This window comes from Halomonas sp. THAF5a (assembly GCF_009363755.1).
Lineage (GTDB): Bacteria > Pseudomonadota > Gammaproteobacteria > Pseudomonadales > Halomonadaceae > Halomonas.
On sequence record NZ_CP045417.1, the window covers coordinates 2,273,430 to 2,289,905 of the forward strand.

At 71.2% G+C, this 16,476-nt stretch carries 14 protein-coding genes and 1 pseudogene; 8 read left to right on the forward strand and 7 right to left on the reverse strand.

The genetic code is table 11. The features are described 5' to 3' along the window. Window positions 1-20: 20 nt before the first annotated feature. Window positions 21-2,219, reverse strand: coding sequence for an OsmC domain/YcaO domain-containing protein (locus tag FIU83_RS10230; RefSeq protein ID WP_152483958.1), 2,199 nt, complete (start codon window positions 2,217-2,219; stop codon window positions 21-23). A 215-nt stretch (window positions 2,220-2,434) separates the two neighbouring features. On the opposite strand from FIU83_RS10230, the gene FIU83_RS10235 reads away from it, so the two are divergent. Beyond that, the gene (locus FIU83_RS10235) at window positions 2,435-4,030 is read left to right on the forward strand and encodes a BCCT family transporter (protein ID WP_152483959.1); all 1,596 of its coding nucleotides are present in this window, start codon (window positions 2,435-2,437) and stop codon (window positions 4,028-4,030) included. A 227-nt stretch (window positions 4,031-4,257) separates the two neighbouring features. Then, window positions 4,258-4,689, forward strand: a complete 432-nt coding sequence (locus tag FIU83_RS10240; RefSeq protein ID WP_152483960.1) for a secondary thiamine-phosphate synthase enzyme YjbQ — start codon at window positions 4,258-4,260, stop codon at window positions 4,687-4,689. A gap of 18 nt (window positions 4,690-4,707) precedes the next feature. Here FIU83_RS10240 and FIU83_RS10245 read toward each other — a convergent pair whose 3' ends face one another. Beyond that, a complete protein-coding gene (locus FIU83_RS10245; protein WP_152483961.1) occupies window positions 4,708-5,061 on the reverse strand; it encodes a hypothetical protein in 354 nt (117 codons plus the stop codon). Between the two features lie 27 nt (window positions 5,062-5,088). Further along, window positions 5,089-6,834 carry a mechanosensitive ion channel family protein gene (locus FIU83_RS10250; protein WP_253939442.1) on the reverse strand — a complete coding sequence of 582 codons (1,746 nt, stop codon included), beginning with the start codon at window positions 6,832-6,834 and terminating at the stop codon, window positions 5,089-5,091. Between the two features lie 135 nt (window positions 6,835-6,969). On the opposite strand from FIU83_RS10250, the gene FIU83_RS10255 reads away from it, so the two are divergent. The 4 genes from FIU83_RS10255 to FIU83_RS10270 all read left to right on the forward strand — a co-directional run bounded on the left by FIU83_RS10255 (window position 6,970) and on the right by FIU83_RS10270 (window position 11,747). Continuing rightward, window positions 6,970-8,157 carry a ChaN family lipoprotein gene (locus FIU83_RS10255; RefSeq protein WP_253939443.1) on the forward strand — a complete coding sequence of 396 codons (1,188 nt, stop codon included), beginning with the start codon at window positions 6,970-6,972 and terminating at the stop codon, window positions 8,155-8,157. Between the two features lie 146 nt (window positions 8,158-8,303). After that, entirely contained in the window at window positions 8,304-8,774 is a 471-nt protein-coding gene (locus FIU83_RS10260; protein WP_152483963.1) for an aminoacyl-tRNA deacylase, read from the forward strand. Between the two features lie 101 nt (window positions 8,775-8,875). Next, window positions 8,876-10,579 carry a chloride channel protein gene (locus FIU83_RS10265; protein ID WP_152483964.1) on the forward strand — a complete coding sequence of 568 codons (1,704 nt, stop codon included), beginning with the start codon at window positions 8,876-8,878 and terminating at the stop codon, window positions 10,577-10,579. Next, complete coding sequence (locus tag FIU83_RS10270) at window positions 10,566-11,747, forward strand: extracellular solute-binding protein (RefSeq protein WP_152483965.1); 1,182 nt, start codon at window positions 10,566-10,568, stop codon at window positions 11,745-11,747. The genes FIU83_RS10265 and FIU83_RS10270 overlap by 14 nt, the downstream gene beginning before the upstream one ends. A gap of 22 nt (window positions 11,748-11,769) precedes the next feature. Here the strand turns inward: FIU83_RS10270 and FIU83_RS10275 are convergent, their stop codons facing one another. Further along, window positions 11,770-12,411 (reverse strand): hypothetical protein, encoded by a 642-nt coding sequence (locus tag FIU83_RS10275; RefSeq protein ID WP_152483966.1) that lies wholly within the window; start codon window positions 12,409-12,411, stop codon window positions 11,770-11,772. Beyond that, on the reverse strand, window positions 12,402-13,658 hold the full coding sequence (locus FIU83_RS10280; RefSeq protein WP_152483967.1) for a methyltransferase: 1,257 nt from the start codon (window positions 13,656-13,658) through the stop codon (window positions 12,402-12,404). The genes FIU83_RS10275 and FIU83_RS10280 overlap by 10 nt, the downstream gene beginning before the upstream one ends. A 124-nt stretch (window positions 13,659-13,782) precedes the next feature. On the opposite strand from FIU83_RS10280, the gene FIU83_RS10285 reads away from it, so the two are divergent. Further along, on the forward strand, window positions 13,783-14,649 hold the full coding sequence (locus FIU83_RS10285; RefSeq protein WP_152483968.1) for an SDR family NAD(P)-dependent oxidoreductase: 867 nt from the start codon (window positions 13,783-13,785) through the stop codon (window positions 14,647-14,649). 15 nt (window positions 14,650-14,664) lie between these two features. On the opposite strand, the gene FIU83_RS10290 is transcribed toward FIU83_RS10285, so the two are convergent. After that, on the reverse strand, window positions 14,665-15,633 hold the full coding sequence (locus FIU83_RS10290) for a DUF523 and DUF1722 domain-containing protein (RefSeq protein ID WP_152483969.1): 969 nt from the start codon (window positions 15,631-15,633) through the stop codon (window positions 14,665-14,667). A gap of 109 nt (window positions 15,634-15,742) precedes the next feature. Then, window positions 15,743-16,219 (reverse strand): GFA family protein, encoded by a 477-nt coding sequence (locus tag FIU83_RS10295; protein WP_152483970.1) that lies wholly within the window; start codon window positions 16,217-16,219, stop codon window positions 15,743-15,745. A 130-nt stretch (window positions 16,220-16,349) separates the two neighbouring features. On the opposite strand from FIU83_RS10295, the pseudogene FIU83_RS10300 reads away from it, so the two are divergent. After that, a pseudogene (locus FIU83_RS10300) lies at window positions 16,350-16,472 on the forward strand (antibiotic biosynthesis monooxygenase); the annotation flags it as partial. Between the last annotated feature and the right edge of the window lie 4 nt (window positions 16,473-16,476).

Sequence of the window (16,476 nt, forward strand, 5' to 3'; positions counted from 1 at the left end):
GCAGGCGAGGCGCGAGGGACCTAGCGCAGGCCCGCCCGGGCCGCGCGATGCGCGTGCAGCTTCTTGTAGCTCTCGATCAGCCGCTGGTGCTTCTCGAGGCCCGCAAGCCCCATGCCGACCGGCTCCAGGCCGTGGAAGCGCACGCTGCCCTCCACCGAACCGACCACGGCGTCCATGGTCGCCTCGCCGAACATGCGCCGGAAATTGTGGAGGTAGTCGTCGAGCTCGAGCTCGTCGTCGAGGGTGATCTCCAGCACCGCGTGCATGGCCTGGTAGAAGAGCCCGCGCTCGACGGTGTTGTCGTTGAACTGCTGGAACATCTCGACCCGCTCCAGCGCCTCCTCGTGCTGGCCCAGCGCCAGGTTGATCAGCAGCTTGAGCTCGAGGATGGTCAGCTGGCCCCAGACGGTGTTCTCGTCGAACTCGATGCCGATCAGGGTGATGATGTCCTCGTGGTCATCGATCTGGCTCTCTTCCAGGCGCTCCAGCAGGCCGGCGAGGCGCGCGTCGTCCAGGGCATGGAGGTTGAGGATGTCCTCGCGGAACAGCAGCGCCTTGTTGGTGTTGTCCCAGACCAGGTCCTCCACCGGGTAGACCTCGGAGTAGCCCGGCACCAGGATGCGGCACACCGGCGCGCCCAGGTCCTCGTGCACGGCCTGGTAGGCCTCCAGGCCCAGCTCCTCGAGGATGCCGAACAGACCGGCGGCCTCCTCGACGTTGCTGCCCGAGAAGTCCCACTCGACGAACTCGACGTCGGCCCTGGCGCTGAAGAAGCGCCAGGAGACCACGCCGGAGGAGTCGATGAAGTGCTCGACGAAGTTGTTGGGCTCGGCCACCGCGAGGGAGTTGAAGGTGGGCGGCAGGAAGTCGTTCAAGCCCTCGAAGCTGCGCCCCTGCAACAGCTCCGTGAGGCTGCGCTCCAGCGCCACGTGGAAGCTCGGGTGGGCGCCGAAGGAGGCGAAGACGCCACCGGTCTTGGGGTTCATCAGCGCCACGCACATCACCGGGAACTGGCCGCCGAGCGACGCGTCCTTGACCAGCACCGGGAAGCCCTGGGCCTCCAGCGCCTCGACGCCCTCGAGGATGTCGGGGTACTTCTGCAGCACCGCCATGGGCACGTCCGGCAGGGTGATCTCCTCCTCGATGATCTGCTTCTTCACCGCGCGCTCGAAGATCTCCGAGAGGCACTGCACCTGGGCCTCGGGGAGCGTGTTGCCGGCGCTCATGCCGTTGCTCAGATAGAGGTTCTCGATCAGGTTCGAGGGGAAGTAGACCGTCTCGCCGTCGGACTGGCGCACGAAGGGCAGCGAGACGATGCCGCGATCGGTGCGGCCGGAGTTGGTGTCGATCAGGTTCGAACCACGAAGCTCGCCCTCCGGGTCGTAGATGCCCCGGGTGTAATCGTCGAGGATGCCGGCCGGCAGGGCGTCGTCGGGCCCCGGCTGGAACCACTCCTCGTCGGGGTAGTGGACGAAGCGGCTGGCCGCGATCTCCTCGCCGAAGAACTGGTCGTTATAGAAGAAGTTGCAGCTCAGCCGCTCGATGAACTCGCCGAGCGCCGAGCAGAGCGCGCTCTCCTTGGTGGCGCCCTTGCCGTTGGTGAAGCACATCGGCGAGGCGGCGTCGCGGATGTGCAGCGACCAGACGTGGGGCACGATGTTGCGCCAGGAGGCGATCTCGATCTTCATGCCGAGATCGGCGAGCAGGCCCGAGAGGTTGGCGATGGTCTGCTCCAGCGGCAGGTCCTTGCCCTCGATCCAGGTGCCCTCGCCGCTCGCCTCGCCGGTGGCCTTGCCCGTCAGCAGCGCCTGGGCGTCCTCGTCGATGTTCTCCACCACCTCGATCTGGAACTCGGGGCCGGTCTGCACCACCTTCTTGACCGTGCAGCGGTCGATGGAGCGCAGGATACCCTGGCGATCCTTGTCGGAGATGTCCTCGGGCAGCTCCACCTGGATCTTGAAGATCTGCTGGTAGCGGTTCTCGGGGTCGACGATGTTGTTCTGCGACAGCCGGATGTTCTCGGTGGGGATGTCCCGGGCGTTGCAGTAGACCTTGACGAAGTAGGCCGCGCACATCGCCGAGGAGGCCAGGAAGTAGTCGAAGGGCCCCGGTGCCGAGCCGTCGCCCTTGTAGCGGATGGGCTGGTCGGAGATGACCGTGAAGTCGTCGAACTTGGCCTCCAGGCGGAGGTTGTCGAGATAGTTGACCTTGATTTCCATGGACGAAACACCGGGGTTGGAGATGGGGCGTAAGCGCAACCGACCATTATCCAGCTTTATCCGCCTCTCGTCTCGACCCGGGCGAAAATCTCCCGGCACGCTTGTCGAGGCTATCCTTTAGTCTGAGGGCGTTTCTGTGGTAGAGTGCGAGCGCTCTAGTCGGCGTTGTGTCTCGAAGACGCCGAAAATCCTTCCCAACTAGAGCATCACCCCCCATGCCCCAGAATGATCAAACCGCCGCCTCGACTCGGACGGGTCTCTCGTCGCGGCTCGGCGATCCTCTCGTGCTGCTGCTCACCATCGGCTTCATCATCGCCTTCGTCGGTCTCTCGCTGTACGACATCCAAGGCGTGGCCGACGGCATCGCCAGTGGCTTCGCCTGGACCGCCGCCACATTGGGCACCTATTTCCAGCTGCTGCTGCTGCTGACCTTCCTGGTCGGCCTCGGCGTGGCCATCTCCCCCGCCGGCCAGGCCCGAGTGGGCAACCTCGATTCGCCGCAGATCAGCACCTTCAAGTGGCTGTCGATGATCATGTGCACCCTGCTGGCCGGCGGCGGCGTCTTCTTCGCCGCCGGCGAGCCGGTGTACCACTTCGTGGTCACTCCGCCCGCCTTCGACACCAAAGCCGGGACCCCGGAAGCGGTCGCCGGCGCCCTCGCCCAGTCCTTCATGCACTGGGGTTTCCTGGCCTGGGCCGTGCTCGGCACCCTCACCGCCGTGGTGCTGGCGCATGCCCACTACGTGAAGGGCCAGCCGCTGCAGCCGCGCACCCTGCTCTACCCGGTGCTCGGCGAGCGGGTCATGAAGGGCTGGTTCGGCAGCATCGTCGACGCCTGCTGCGTGATCGCCGTGGTCGCCGGCACCGTCGGCCCCATCGGCTTTCTGGCCACCCAGGTCAGCTTCGGCCTGCATGAGCTGTTCGGCGCCTCCGAGGGCTACGGTACCCAGCTGATGATCCTGGTCGCGCTGGCCGTGGTCTACGTCACCTCGGCGATGACCGGTATCCACAAGGGCATCCAGATCCTCAGCCGCTTCAACGTCTTCCTGGCCCTGGGCATCGCCGCGGTGATCTTCGTCTTCGGCCCGACCCTGTTCCTCACCAACGCCTTCACCCAGGGCTTCGGCGAGTACATCACCTCGTTCTTCGCGATGGCGACCATGACCTCCGAGACCGCGCCCGCCTGGTGGATGAAGTGGTGGACGGTCTTCTTCTTCGCCTGGTTCATCGGCTACGGCCCGCTGATGGCGATCTTCGTGGCACGCATCTCGCGCGGCCGCTCGATCCGCCAGATGATCCTCGCCGTGGCCGTGATGGCGCCGATCGCCACCGCCATGTGGTTCACCCTGCTCGGCGGCTCGGGCATCCACTACCAGCTGACCGGCGTGATCGACCTCACCGAGGCGCTGAACAACTTCCAGTTCGACGTGGCGACCCTCACCGTGGCCCAGGCGCTGCCCGGCGGCGGTCTGATGGCGATGGCGATCCTGGTGCTGACCAGCATCTTCGTCGCCACCACCGGCGACTCCATGAGCTACGCCATCGCCGTGGTCTGCACCGGCCACGACGCCCCGAACCGCCTGGTGCGTGCGTTCTGGGGTATCGCCATGGCCATCATGGCGGGCATCCTGCTCTACATGGGATCCGGCCAGATCAGCGCCCTGCAGCAGTTCATCGTGATCACCGCGATCCCGGTGTCGCTGGTGCTGCTGCCCTCGCTCTGGACCGGCCCGAAGGCCGCCTACGCCATGGCCCGCGAGCAGGGCCTGGTGGCCGAGCGCAGCGCCGAGGCAAGCGCCGCCAAGCGCTGAGGCGCGACCTCGCCCGCGGCCGAACCGGCCAGGACGAGCGCCCCCTGAAGAGGCCTAGAGTCAGCGATGACTCGGGGCCTCTTTCGCTTTGGAGCCTCGCCGCCCGGGGCCAGCGAGGCGTGATCCCAACCCCGGGGAAGCAAGACAGGTGGCCGAAGGGCGCGGATGCATGTCGCCATGGCCTCCCCTATTCTGGGCGCCTGTATCATGAAGGAGGCATCGAGACCATGTGGGACCAGCGCGAGATGACCCTGTCGCCGCGGACGCGGGGCTTTCACCGGATCACCGAGGAGATCGTCGCCGGCCTGCCGCGGCTGGGCGAGGTGCGGATCGGGCTCTTGCACGTGCAGCTGCTGCACACCTCGGCCTCGCTGACCCTCAACGAGAGCGCCGACCCGGACGTGCGCCACGACCTGGACGCCTTCCTGCGCGACCTGGTGCCCGGCGACCTGCCCTACTTCCGCCACACCCTGGAGGGCGACGACGATATGCCCGCCCACGTGGCGGCGAGCCTGCTGGGCACCCAGCTGACCGTGGCCGTGCGCGAGGGGCGTCTGGCGCTGGGCACCTGGCAGGGCATCTGGCTCGGCGAACACCGCGACCGGGGCGGTGCCCGCCACCTCGTCGCCACGCTCCAGGGCAGCCTGGACGACTCCTGACGCGCCCCCAACGGCCGATCACTCTGCGGAGAGCCACTCGACGCGCTCCAGCGTCAAGCGCCGCCCCTCCGTGGGCGAGAAGCGAAAGCGGCCCTCCACCCGCACGGCCCCACCGAGATAGGGCGCGATACGCGCGTGGGGGAAGAGCTCGACCCGGTGCAGGTCCTCGTCCTCGATCCAGTAGTGCCGCGGCGCCTCGAAGCGGCGCACCACACCACTGGTCGCCACGCGTCGCCCGTCATGGGCGGCGGGGTTGCTCGCCAGCACCGGCAGCGGCACCTCGGCGAGGCGCTGCTGGCTGTCGCAGCCGGCCAGCAGCGCCGCGAAAAGGCCGGCGACGAGCCGGCCCGCGGGCCTCACAAAGGGGGTCATGGCCTCTCTCCCACGCTAGGTGCCGGGCTACTCGGACGACGCGTCGGCATCGGGTGCCCCGGCCGAGTCGAGCGTCTCCACCCGCGCCGGTCGCCGGAGGTGCCGCTTGGGCGGGGTATCGCCCCGGGTGATGTCGTGTTCGCTGAGTACCACCACCGACCGGGGCCACCACTCGGGGTGGTGATCGCGGATGAAGGCCAGCAGCTTCTCGCGGACCTTTCCTTCGACCTCCCAGGCGCTGGTCGGCTCGGGGCCCATCAGGTAGAAGGACACCTCCTGGGTGGCCTCATGCTGGCCCGTCACGTAGCAGGACAGCGCGTGGTGATCGATGACCTGCTCCTCGGCCATCGCGAACTCCTTGAACTTCTCCCGCAGGGTCGCCACGTCGGCGCTGATGTGCAGGGTCAGCACGATGGTCCGATAGAGCTTCGCGTTCTTCGAGGAGAGGTTCTGGTAGGGCTTCGACACGAAGTACCGCACCGGCACGACCAGGCGCCGCTCGTCCCAGGTCCTCAGGCGGATGAAGGTGTAGTAGATGCCCTCCACGTGACACCACTGGTCCTCGAAGATCAGCAGGTCGCCGATGCGGATCGGCTTGGTCAGCGAGATCTGGAAGGAGGCCAGGATATTGCCCAGCACGGCCTGGCCGGCGATACCCACCAGCACCGTCACCACGCTGGCCGAGGCCAGCAGCGTCATGCCCAGCGTCTCGAACAGGCTGACCTGGGCGATCACGTAGATCGCCACGGCGACCACGGTGATCAGGATCACGGCGCGACGCAGCGCATGGAGGTTGGTCAGCAGCTGGCGGTCGTCGCGGCTCTTGGCATCGTCGATCTCACCCACCAGTTGACGCGTCATGCGGATCAGCAGGGTATCCACCAGGCGCAGTGCGATCAGGCCCACCCCCCAGGCGAGGATGACGACCAGCAGCCCCCGCAGGAAGGCGGTGGCCAGGCCCGAGAAGGAGACCACGTAGTCCAGCAGCCACTGCGCCAGCAGCGACATGGTGATGAAGGCCAGGGGCAGCCGGATCATCTGCACGAAGACGCTGGCGAGCCCCGCCGGCAGGCGACTGGCCAGCAGGCCCATCAGGACATGCGTGACCCGCCCCGCCGCACCGATGAGCAGGAGGAAGGTCGGGATGGCGAACCACTCCCAGAGCTTCAACGCGCCCAACGACACCTGCAGGCGCTCGGGCAGGTGATCCTCCAGCCAGGAGGGGCCGTATTTCTCGTAGAGCCGGGGAATCGCGGAGATCGTCTCCGGCGCGATCAGCCAGACGGGATCCTGCTCGCCCACCCGGTAGCGGGCGATCCGTACCTCGTAGCTCCGACCGTCGAGCTCGAGACTGGCGAGTTGGAGGTTGCGCCGCGGCTGGCCTGCGCGGGCGCTCTTCCCCGAGGGATCCACGACCATGGCATCCTGGCGCGAAGGGAGGCCGGAGACGTTGATCCACTCTCCCCGCTGGAGCACGGCGGCCAGCTGCCTGGCCAGCACCGCGCCGCGTTCGGCCTGCTCGTCGGGAGGCAGATCGAGGAGGTTGAGGAGGTGGGCCGCGGAGGCATAGTCGCTCTCCTCGGTCAGCGTCAGGAAGCTGCGCACCGCATCGCGGGGCGTTCGCCGCTCGACCTCGTCGGGCGGCTCCCCGAGGCCGGCATTCAGCGAGTCGATCGTGAGCCAGCGCGAGTTCTCCGCCACCTCCTGGGCCAGGCCCAGACAGGAGGCGGCCAGCAGCAGCATCGCCAGGCTCCCGGCAAGCAGCGTCTTCATAGGTCTCCTTTCCCGGTGATCGTGCCTCATCCGTGTCGGCCGTCGCCCTCTTTCCCCCCACCGGGCCACGGGGTAGGGTGAGAACCGCCCGCCTCGCTGCCGGGCGCGAACCACCACGATAATCCGAGATCCTCGATGTCGCCACTTCGACTCCTTCTCCATCGCCGCCTCGCCCGGCCGTTCGCCTTCGCCATGGCCCTGGCCGTGCCCTGCGCCACCGCCCTCGCCGCGCCGTCCGCGACCTCCCTCGACGCCCAGGCGTGCCCCGCCCCCGGCGAGTGGGTGACCGACGACGGCGAGCGGCGCTCCACCGCGGCGCTGATGCCCGAGCTCGCCGAGCGCCGGGTGCTGCTGCTCGGCGAACGCCACGACCGCCTCGATCACCACCGCTGGCAGCTCCACACCCTGGCCGCCCTGCATGCGCACCGCCCGTCCCTGGTGATCGGCCTGGAGATGCTGCCCCGCGAGGCCCAGCCGGCGCTGGACGCCTGGATCGCCGGCGAGCTCGACGAGGCGGCGTTCCTCGCGGCGAGCGACTGGCAGCGGGCCTGGGGCTTCGATCCCGCCCTCTACCTGCCGATCCTTCACTTCGCACGGATGCAGCGGATCCCGCTGGTGGCCCTCAACGTCGCCCCCGCCCTCCGCGCTCGCCTGGCCGCCGAGGGCTGGGAGAGCGTGCCGGCGAAGGAGCGCTTCGGCATCACCCCGCCGGCCCCGGCCGCGCCGGCCTATCGCGAGCGCCTCACGGCGATCTTCGAACAGCACGCCGACCTCGACGACGATCCCGCCGCCCTCGAACGCTTCATCGCCGCCCAGCTGGTCTGGGACCGTGCCATGGCCGCGGCGCTGTCTGACGCCTCGACCCCCGACACCCTGGTGGTGGGGCTGATGGGCCAGGGGCATCTCGCCGATGGCGACGGCGTGCCCGCGCAGCTCGACGACCTGGGCCTCGCCGATCACCGGAGCCTGCTGCCCTGGACGCCGGGGGAGGACTGCGCCGCGCCGACGGCGCACGCCGACGCGCACTACGTGCTGGGCGACGAGTCCGCCTTCCAGCCCGCCGAACCGCCGCGCCTGGGCGTGCTGCTCGAGGCCCACCCGGAGGGCGTGCGCGTGGTGAGCGTCTCCGAGGCGAGCGTGGCCGAGCAGGCGGGGCTCGAGGCGGGCGACGTGATCGTCTCCGCCGCCGGCATCGCCGTCGAGCGCCCCACCGACCTCAGCGCCATCCTTCGCCGCCAGGCCCCGGGCACCCTGCTGCCGCTGAGGGTCCAGCGTGACGGCGCCGTCCGGGAGCGGCTGGCACGCTTTCCCCCCGCGGGCTGACACCCCCGGGCCGGCCTGCGTCGGCCTCACCGGGCCGGGGCGACGGCGCCCCGGACGGGCTATGCTGAAGGGATGGAAGGCACCATCCACCCACAGGGAGGCCACCACTGACGACCCCGGCCCGAGCGGCCGAAGGAGGAAGTGTCATGAGCATGCCCATGACGATCCGGGAGTATCTCCGCGCCTGTGACATCGACTTCGAGGAAGTCCCCCACCCCCGCGAGGTGAGCAGCAGCCGCATCGCCGAACGGGCCCACGTTGCCGGCGACCAGATGGCCAAGGCGGTCATGCTGAAGGGCGACGCCGGCTATCGCCTGGCCGTGCTGCCGAGCACCTGCGATGCCGATCTCGACCGCCTCGCGGCGCTCTTCCACGAGCGGGTCGAGCTGGCCTCGGAGCCGCAGATCGCCGAGGCCTTCACCGACTGCGACCCCGGCGCCACCACCCCGGTGGGCCAGGCCTACGGCCTGCGGGTCTACATCGACGACATGCTGCGCCACCAGTCCGATATCTACTTCGAGGCCGGCGACCACCGGACCCTGGTCCACATGAGCGGCCGCGAGTTCGACCGCCTGATGACCGACAGCCCGCACGGCCACTTCAGCCGGCACCACTGAGCCAACGTCACCGCGCCCCTTCCGGCCGCGCCCCCGCCCGGGGTCGCGGCCGGCCTGTCGCTCGCCTTGCCTGAGGCGAGCCCCCCGCCTACACCTTGAGGATGAGACCGCTTTTCGCCGCCGCCTCCGCCGGCCGCTCGCCGCTGGCCGTCGTCCGCTTCCTGGGGCTGGTGCTGCTGGGCGCCGTGATCGGCGCCATTGCCGCCCTCCTCGCCGAGGGCTTCGTCGCCGCGGTGCTGTGGCTAAACGACCGGCTGCTGGTCTCGCCGCGCAGCCGAATGATGTTCGACCACCCCGGCCTGCTGGGCGCCATCACCGTGGCGGTGCCGGCCCTCGGCGGCCTGGCGGTCGGCCTGATGCATCGCGCCATCCCCGAGGGGCGTCCGCACACCCCGGCCGACGCGATCGCCGCCGTGCAGACCCGCCGCGGCCGCCTGCCGGCACGGGCCGGCGGCCTCTCGGCACTCGGCGCCCTGGGCTCGCTGGGTGCCCGGCTGCTGCGCCTGGGTCGCTCCGAGGACAACGTCACCATCGCCTGCGGGGTGGCCGCCGCCATCGCCACCGCCTTCAATGCGCCCCTGGCCGGCATCGTCTTCGCCCACGAGGTGGTCCTGCGCCACTACGCCCTGCGCGCCTTCGCCCCGGTGGCCGCGGCGGCCCTGGTCGGCCACGTCATCGCCGCCAACCTGCTCCAGCGCGGCGCGCTCTTCCACGTCGCCGAGTCCGTCGTGCCGCGCCCCTGGGAGTTCGTCGCCTTCCTCGCCATCGGCGGCCTCGGCGCCCTGGTCGCCGGGGCCTACATGGGCACCCTGCTCGGCGTGGGCCGCCTGGCGCAGCGCCTGCCACTCGCCGCGCCGCTGCGCCCGGCACTGGCCGGCGCCCTGCTCGGCCTCGCCGCCCTCTGGGTCCCCGATATCCTCGGCATGGGCCAGGAGACCCTGCGCTTCGCCACCATCGCCGGCGCCTTCGGCGGCGGCGAGCTGCTGGCGGTCCTGGTGCTCAAGATCGCCGCCACCGGGCTCTGCCTGGGCATGGGCTTCGGCGGCGGCGTGTTCAGCCCGGCGCTGGTCATCGGCACCCTGTTCGGCGCGCTCTGCGCCGGCGGCGTCGGCGCGCTCGGCGGAGCGACCCAGGAGACCTTCGTCTTCTACGCCGTCTGCGGCATGGTGGCGGTCACCGCGCCGGTGATCGGTGCTCCCCTGACCACCCTGCTGATCGTCTTCGAGCTGACCGGCAGCTACGCGCTGACCACCGCAGCGCTGGCGAGCGTGACCCTCGCGAGCCCCATCGCCGCCCAGCTCTTCGGCCGCTCACTGTTCGATATCCAGCTCGCCGCGCGCGGCCTGGACCTCTCCGCCGGACGCGGCCGCGCCGTGCTGCGCGCGACCCCGGTGCTGGAGTACCTCTCCCGGGAGGGTGTGACCCTGAGCCCGCAGACGCCGGTGGCCGAGGCGATCACCGCGCTGGGCCGGGCCCGCCACGGCGAGGGCTACCTGGTCGACGAGGCGGGCCGCTACCAAGGCTGCGTCAGCCTGGCCGACCTGGAGGCGGCGCGCGAGACCCTGCCGGATGAAACCGACACAGCACCGCAAGTGGAGGAAGTCGCCCCGCTGGCAAGGCCCGTGCTGGCCCCCGACGCCACCCTCTGGGACGCCATGGCGGCGCTGGAGGAGGTCACCGGCGAGGCCCTGCCGGTGGTCGACGCCGAGGGGGTCTTCCTGGGCGTGATCTTCGAGGCGAGCATCGCCCGCGCCTACCTGGCCCGCGGCGACGAGCTGAGACGGGAGGAGCATGGGACGGGATAACCGCAGGCCACATCGCGCGGCGCGCCGGCTGGGGTTGAGACTGGGGTTGAGCCTGTGGCTGGCGCTGGCCCTGGTCGCCGCGCCCCTGGCGGCCGAGGAGGAGGCCCTGGTCGTGCTGAGCTGGGGCGGGGCCTACGAGCGCGCCCAGCGGGCGGCGCTGTTCGCGCCCTACACCGCCGCCACCGGACGTCAGGTGAGCGTGCAGCAGTACGACGGAGGCATCCAGGCGCTCCGGCGCGCGGTGGCCGCGGGCGAGGTGCCCTGGGATCTGATCGACATGACCCGCAGCGAGGCGATGGCCGCCTGCGACGAGGGGCTCCTCGCGCCGCTCGCGCCCGAGTGGCTCGCCCCGGCACCGGACGGCACCCCGGCCGAGGAGGACTTCCTGCCGGGCGCCCTCGGGCGCTGCGCCCTCACCCACAGCCTCTTCGCCACCGTGATCGCCTACCGCACCGACGCCTTCCCGGGCCGGCGCCCGACGCGGATCGCCGACCTCTTCGACCAGCAGCGCTTTCCCGGCCCCCGCGCCCTGCAGGACACCCCGGCGGTCAACCTGGAGTGGGCGCTGCTCTCCTATCGGGTGCCCCGGGAGGAGCTCTACCGGCTTCTCAGCACGCGCCGCGGGCTGGACCTGGCCTGGGCACGCCTGGACGGCCTCGACGAGATCCGCTGGTGGCGAGCCGGCGACGCCCCGCCGCGCCTGCTGGCCGAGGGCGAGGTCGTGATGGCCTCGGGCTACAACGGCCGCTTCTTCGAGGCCATGATCCAGGGCGACGCGCCCATCGAGATCCTCTGGGACGGCCAGGTCCAGGAGCACGAGACCTGGGCGATCCCCCGCGGCGCGCCCCACCCCGAGGCGGCGCGCGACTTCCTGCGCTTCGCCACCGCCACCGAACGCCTCGTCGAGCTGGCCCGGCGCATCCCCTACGGCCCGGCCCGGCGCTCCGCGGCGGGGCGGGTCACCACCCACCCCGAGAGCGGCGTGGACATGCGCCTGCACATCCCGACCCACCCGCTGAACGCCGAGCGGGCGGTGACCAAGGACGAGACCTGGTACGCCCGCACCCGCCCGCGCATCCAGGCGCTCTTCGACGCCTGGCGCGAGGCGCGCGAGGCGCGGCGAGGGCCGGCCGCGAACACCGTGACGCCCTCCGACCCGAACGAATGACGAAGGCAGAGGGCAGAGCCCCTCAGTGCACCGAGAGCGAGTCGACCAGCATGATCTCGCAGGCGCCCTGGCCCGTGTCGGTGCGACGCATGCTGGTACGCCAGGTCCAGTCGTCTCCCTCGATGTCGACCAGGTGACCGCGCAGGGTCACCCGGTCGCCGGCCTCGAGTCGCTTGAGCGCCGCCATCGTCGGCTCATTGCCGGCGAGCATGTGGATGTTGCTGCTGTGGCGTGCGATCGCCCGGGCGGGGATCGGCGGCCGGGACTCGGACCGCCAGTAGTACCAACGGTGTCGCTGCGCGATCTCCAGCGCCTCGATCACGCCCTCCTCGGCCATCGGGCCCCAGCCCAGCGCCAGGTCCAGCGGGGAGAGCCGGGCGTCGCGCCCCAGGCGATACGCCCGACTCGACAGCACCCGGGCGGTGAGCTCGAAGGTGGCTCGTGGCACCACCTCGACGCCGAGCCCGTCGACCGGCAGGCGACGAGGTGCCGTCTCGATGTCGACCTGGCGGGGCGGGTCGGCGACGGTGAGCAGCGGGGCCGCCTCGGGCAGGGGGTGATGCTCGGCGATGGCGGTGGCCACCACCTCCGCCGGCGGCGCGATCACGAAACGAAAGAGCGCCCAGCCGCAGAGCCCCAGCAGGGCGAGGCGCTTCACGGGCATGGGCTCAATCCACCGCCGCTGCCGGGCCGCCGGCGGCGGGAGGCGCGCAGCAGCAGGTTGCGCGGGGTCAGCGCGCGGGGGCAGAAGGTGCCGAGCTCCACCGCGAAGCCCGCCTCCTCGAGGCGCAGGGCGCGATCCAGCACCAGCCACACCTCCAAGGGGCGGCGGAACAGGTGACGCACCAGCTCCCGGCGCACCACCGCGGCCCGACGCCGCGCCCCGGCGGCCTCGAAGGCCGCCCAGTCGATGCCCGCCGGCAGCGCCAGCCCCTTCTGCTCGGCCGCCCAGCGGCAGAAGGCCGCGAAGTCCGCCGGCAGCCGGCCGTAGGCGAGGCTCGGCACCGGCAGGTAGGCGTCGACACCGCGCACCTCGCGCTGCAGCAGGTCGAAGCCGAGCCGCCAGGCGCCGGCCTGCTCGCGGCGCCGGCGCACGTGGCGCGGCGCGGTCACCGTCTCCTGCACCGCCATGGCGAGCTCCTCGCGGGTCAGCGTGAAGCCCAGGGCCGCGGCCCGCTCCCGCCCCTGCTGCGACAGGGGCCGGTAGTCGGCCGCGGCGGTGCGCTGGTAGCAGCACGGCGCCAGGGTCACGGCGCTGCCTTTGGCGGCGGCGAGCTCGATCAGCCGGGCGTGCAGGTCGCCGCAGGCGTGGAGCGCCGCCACATGCGTCCCGGGCGAGAGCCAGCGCCCCGCCTCGGGGGCCAGCACGTCCTGCTCGGCCATGCGCACCGCCGCCCCCTGTCGGTCGGCCAGGTGCTGTCCGTCCCGGCAGAGCGCCGCCTGCCACTCCAGCGCCGTCACCTCGATGGCGTCGCGGCGGGAGAGCGCCCGGGCCAGGTGGCCCTTGCCGGCGCACCACTCCACCAGCCGCTCGCCGGGCTCGACCGCCACCCGGGGCAGGAAGGCCTCGATCTGCGACCACTTGCGCCCGCCGACGTGGGCCGCCCAGGCCGCCGGCAGCGCGGGGCCGTCGCCGGCAAGCTCGGGCAGCGCCGAAAGCGCCTCGAGCTCGGCCACCGGCAGCCAGTCGGCAAGCGGCGAGTCGGTGAAGGGGGCGTCCTGCAGGCGCGCCGCCTCGTCGTCGGAGAGCGCCAGCAGGGCCGCGTCAAGGCCCGACCACGCCTCGCCCCAGGGCGAGTCGCGATGCTGGAACGGCAGCTGGCGCCACAGCGACTGAGCGTCGGCGAGCCGCGCGGTCAGCCGCGCGAAGCGCTCGGCATGGGACAGGGAAGGGGCAGGAGATGGGGACATGAACGCTCGACCTCGGGAGTGAGGCGCATTGTAGGGGCTTCGCGCGCGGCTTGCATGGCCGGGCGGCAGACGACAGAGTGCGGGGTTGGCCTATCCGCTTTCACGACCGCCAGGAGCCCGCGCAATGTCCGCCTCTTCCGACACCTCCCCGAACAGCGTGCTGGTCACCGGCGCCTCCAGCGGCATCGGCCAGGCCGCCGCCCTGGCCCTGGCCGAGCGCGGCTGGCGGGTGTTCGCCACCGCGCGCCGCGACGAGGACCTGGCGCGGCTTAACGAGGCGGGCGTGACGGCGGTCTATCTCGACCTCGACGACAGCGCGTCGATCGCCGCCTGCGTCGAGACGGTGCTGACCGCGACCGGCGGGCGCCTCGAGGCGCTCTTCAACAACGCCGCCTACGGCCAGCCCGGCGCGGTGGAGGATCTCTCCCGCGAGGTGCTGCGCGCTCAGCTGGAGACCAACCTGCTCGGCACCCACGAGCTCACCTGCCGGGTGCTGCCGGCGATGCGCCGCCAGGGCGGCGGGCGCATCGTGCAGAACAGCTCGGTGCTGGGGCTCGCCGCCCTGCCCTACCGCGGCGCCTACGTCTGCTCCAAGTTCGCCCTGGAGGGGCTCACCGACACCCTGCGCCTGGAGCTTCACGGCAGCGGCATCCACGTCAGCCTGATCGAGCCGGGCCCGATCACCAGCCGCTTTCGCGAGACCGCCTACCGCGCCTTCCAGGCGCATATCGACACCGCGGCCAGCGCCCACGCCGACACCTACCGCGCCGTGGAGGCGCGACTGGCCGGCGACGACGGCGGCGGGCGCTTCACCCTGGGGCCCGAGGCGGTGGTCGAGAAGCTGGTGCACGCCCTGGAGAGCCCGCGCCCCCGGGCGCGCTACTACGTGACCGTGCCGACCCACCTGTTCGGCACCCTGCGGCGGCTGCTCGGCACCCGGCTGCTCGATTGGCTGCTGCTGCGCTCCACCCGGGACGAGCGCCGGCTCTAGGGCGCGCCGGCACCCTCAGATGGTGTTGCGCAGACCCAGCTCGTGGGGGTGCGGGTCGAGGTAGGTCTGGGCGCGGATGTAGTCCGAGCCGTGGCGCTTCACGTAGTGGGTGAGCAGGCGGATTGGCACCACCAGGTGCACATGGCCCTGGCGGTAGTCCTCGATGGCCGCCAGCAGGTCCTGGCGGGCCTCCCCGTCGACGGCCTGCTTGAGGTAGCCCAGCACGTGGAGCAGGGCGTTGGTGTGCCCCTTGCGGGTCGCCGGCCGGCCCAGCGCCGCCATGAAGCGCTGCAAGTAGTGGGCCATGGCCTCGTCGAGGGGACGCTTGCTGGCCTCGGCCAGGTAGCGGCCCAGCTCGCGATAGGTCTCCACGTGGTGGGCCATCAGCAGGTACTTCTGCCGGCTGTGGAACTGCAGCAGGGCGTGGAAGCTCGGCGCGGCCTCCACCTGGCGCTTCCAGTCGTCGAAGGCGTAGACCCGGGTGATGAAGTTCTCGCGCAGCACGGCATCGTTCAGCCGCGCCTCCTCCTCCAGCGGCAGCTCCGGGAAGTGGCGGCGCAGGGCGCGCACGAAGGCGCCCGAGTCCGAGTGGCTGGGCATGCCGTTGGGATGGTAGACCTTGACCCGCTCGAGCCCGCAGCTCGGCGAGCCCTTCATCAGGATGAAGCCGCGCAGGTGGCGGTGGCCGTCGACGAACGCCTGGCTGACCTCCTCCAGGCGCTCGGTGACGTCGAGGCTCGGGTCCTGGGTGCCCAGCACCCGGGGCGTCTCGTCGTGCAGGCCGACCAGGCGGATGGGCTCGCGGGGCACGCCCAGCCCGGCGGCAAGCTCGGGGCAGAAGGGCTCGAAGGCGAAGCGCTCCTGGAGCACCTCCAGGCAGTAGCGGGAGCGCTTGTGCCCGCCGTTGTAGCGCACCTGCTCGCCCGTCAGGCAGGCGCTGATGCCGACCGGAATCCGTTCCCTGCTCGCCGACTGCTCCGTCATTGCCGCTCTCCTCTGCTCAACATGCATCGCGGCCCCGTCATGGCCCGCGGGGCAGCGCCATTGTGGCACAGCACGACCGCGGAGCCAGCCCGGCGCGCCACCCGGGAGCTCACGACTCGCGCTCCAGGCCCAGCCGACGGTGCCATTCGGCCAGGCTCTCCTCGGGATAGGCGGCGAAGCAGCGGTCATTGTCGCGGGCCTCGACCTCCACCCAGCCGGCCTTGCTGTCGAGCAGCAGGTGGACCCGCTCGGGCGGGACCGGCAGCTCGCTGTCGATCGCCGAGGCGAAGGGATGCACCAGCGCCGGCCAGCCCGGGTCGAAGACCCATAGCGCGCTGCCGCAGCGGCCACAGAAGTGCCGCTCGGCGTCGCTTTCCTCGCCGTCGATCACGGCATGGTAGATCCGCCGGTGTTCGGCACCGTCGACCTCGAGGGTGTCGGCGCGCGCGCCGAGGTTGATGGCATAGCCGCCCCCGCCGGCCGTCTTGCGACAGATCGAGCAGTAGCAGCGCTGGTAGGGATAGGGGTGCGGGGAGTCGACGCGAAACCGCACCGCGCCGCAATGGCAGGAACCGTCTAGCCGCATGGGGAGTTCTCCGGGTCGGTGGTGAACCGCTCGCCCCGCATGGATCGGGGCCGCCTCCTCAAGCTTCAGATACCCGGGCCCCACTGGCAAGACAGCCCCTGCGCTGGTGGGCCTTCGCGCTTGTTGGTATCGGCGCCCCGCCATCCGCGAGTTCTTCGCCACCCACCTCGAGGACCCGAACGGCGACATCGAGGACGCCAACGTCTGCGTCTACACCGATGAGCCGGCCGACTTCGACGCCCCGAAGCTCTGACCGC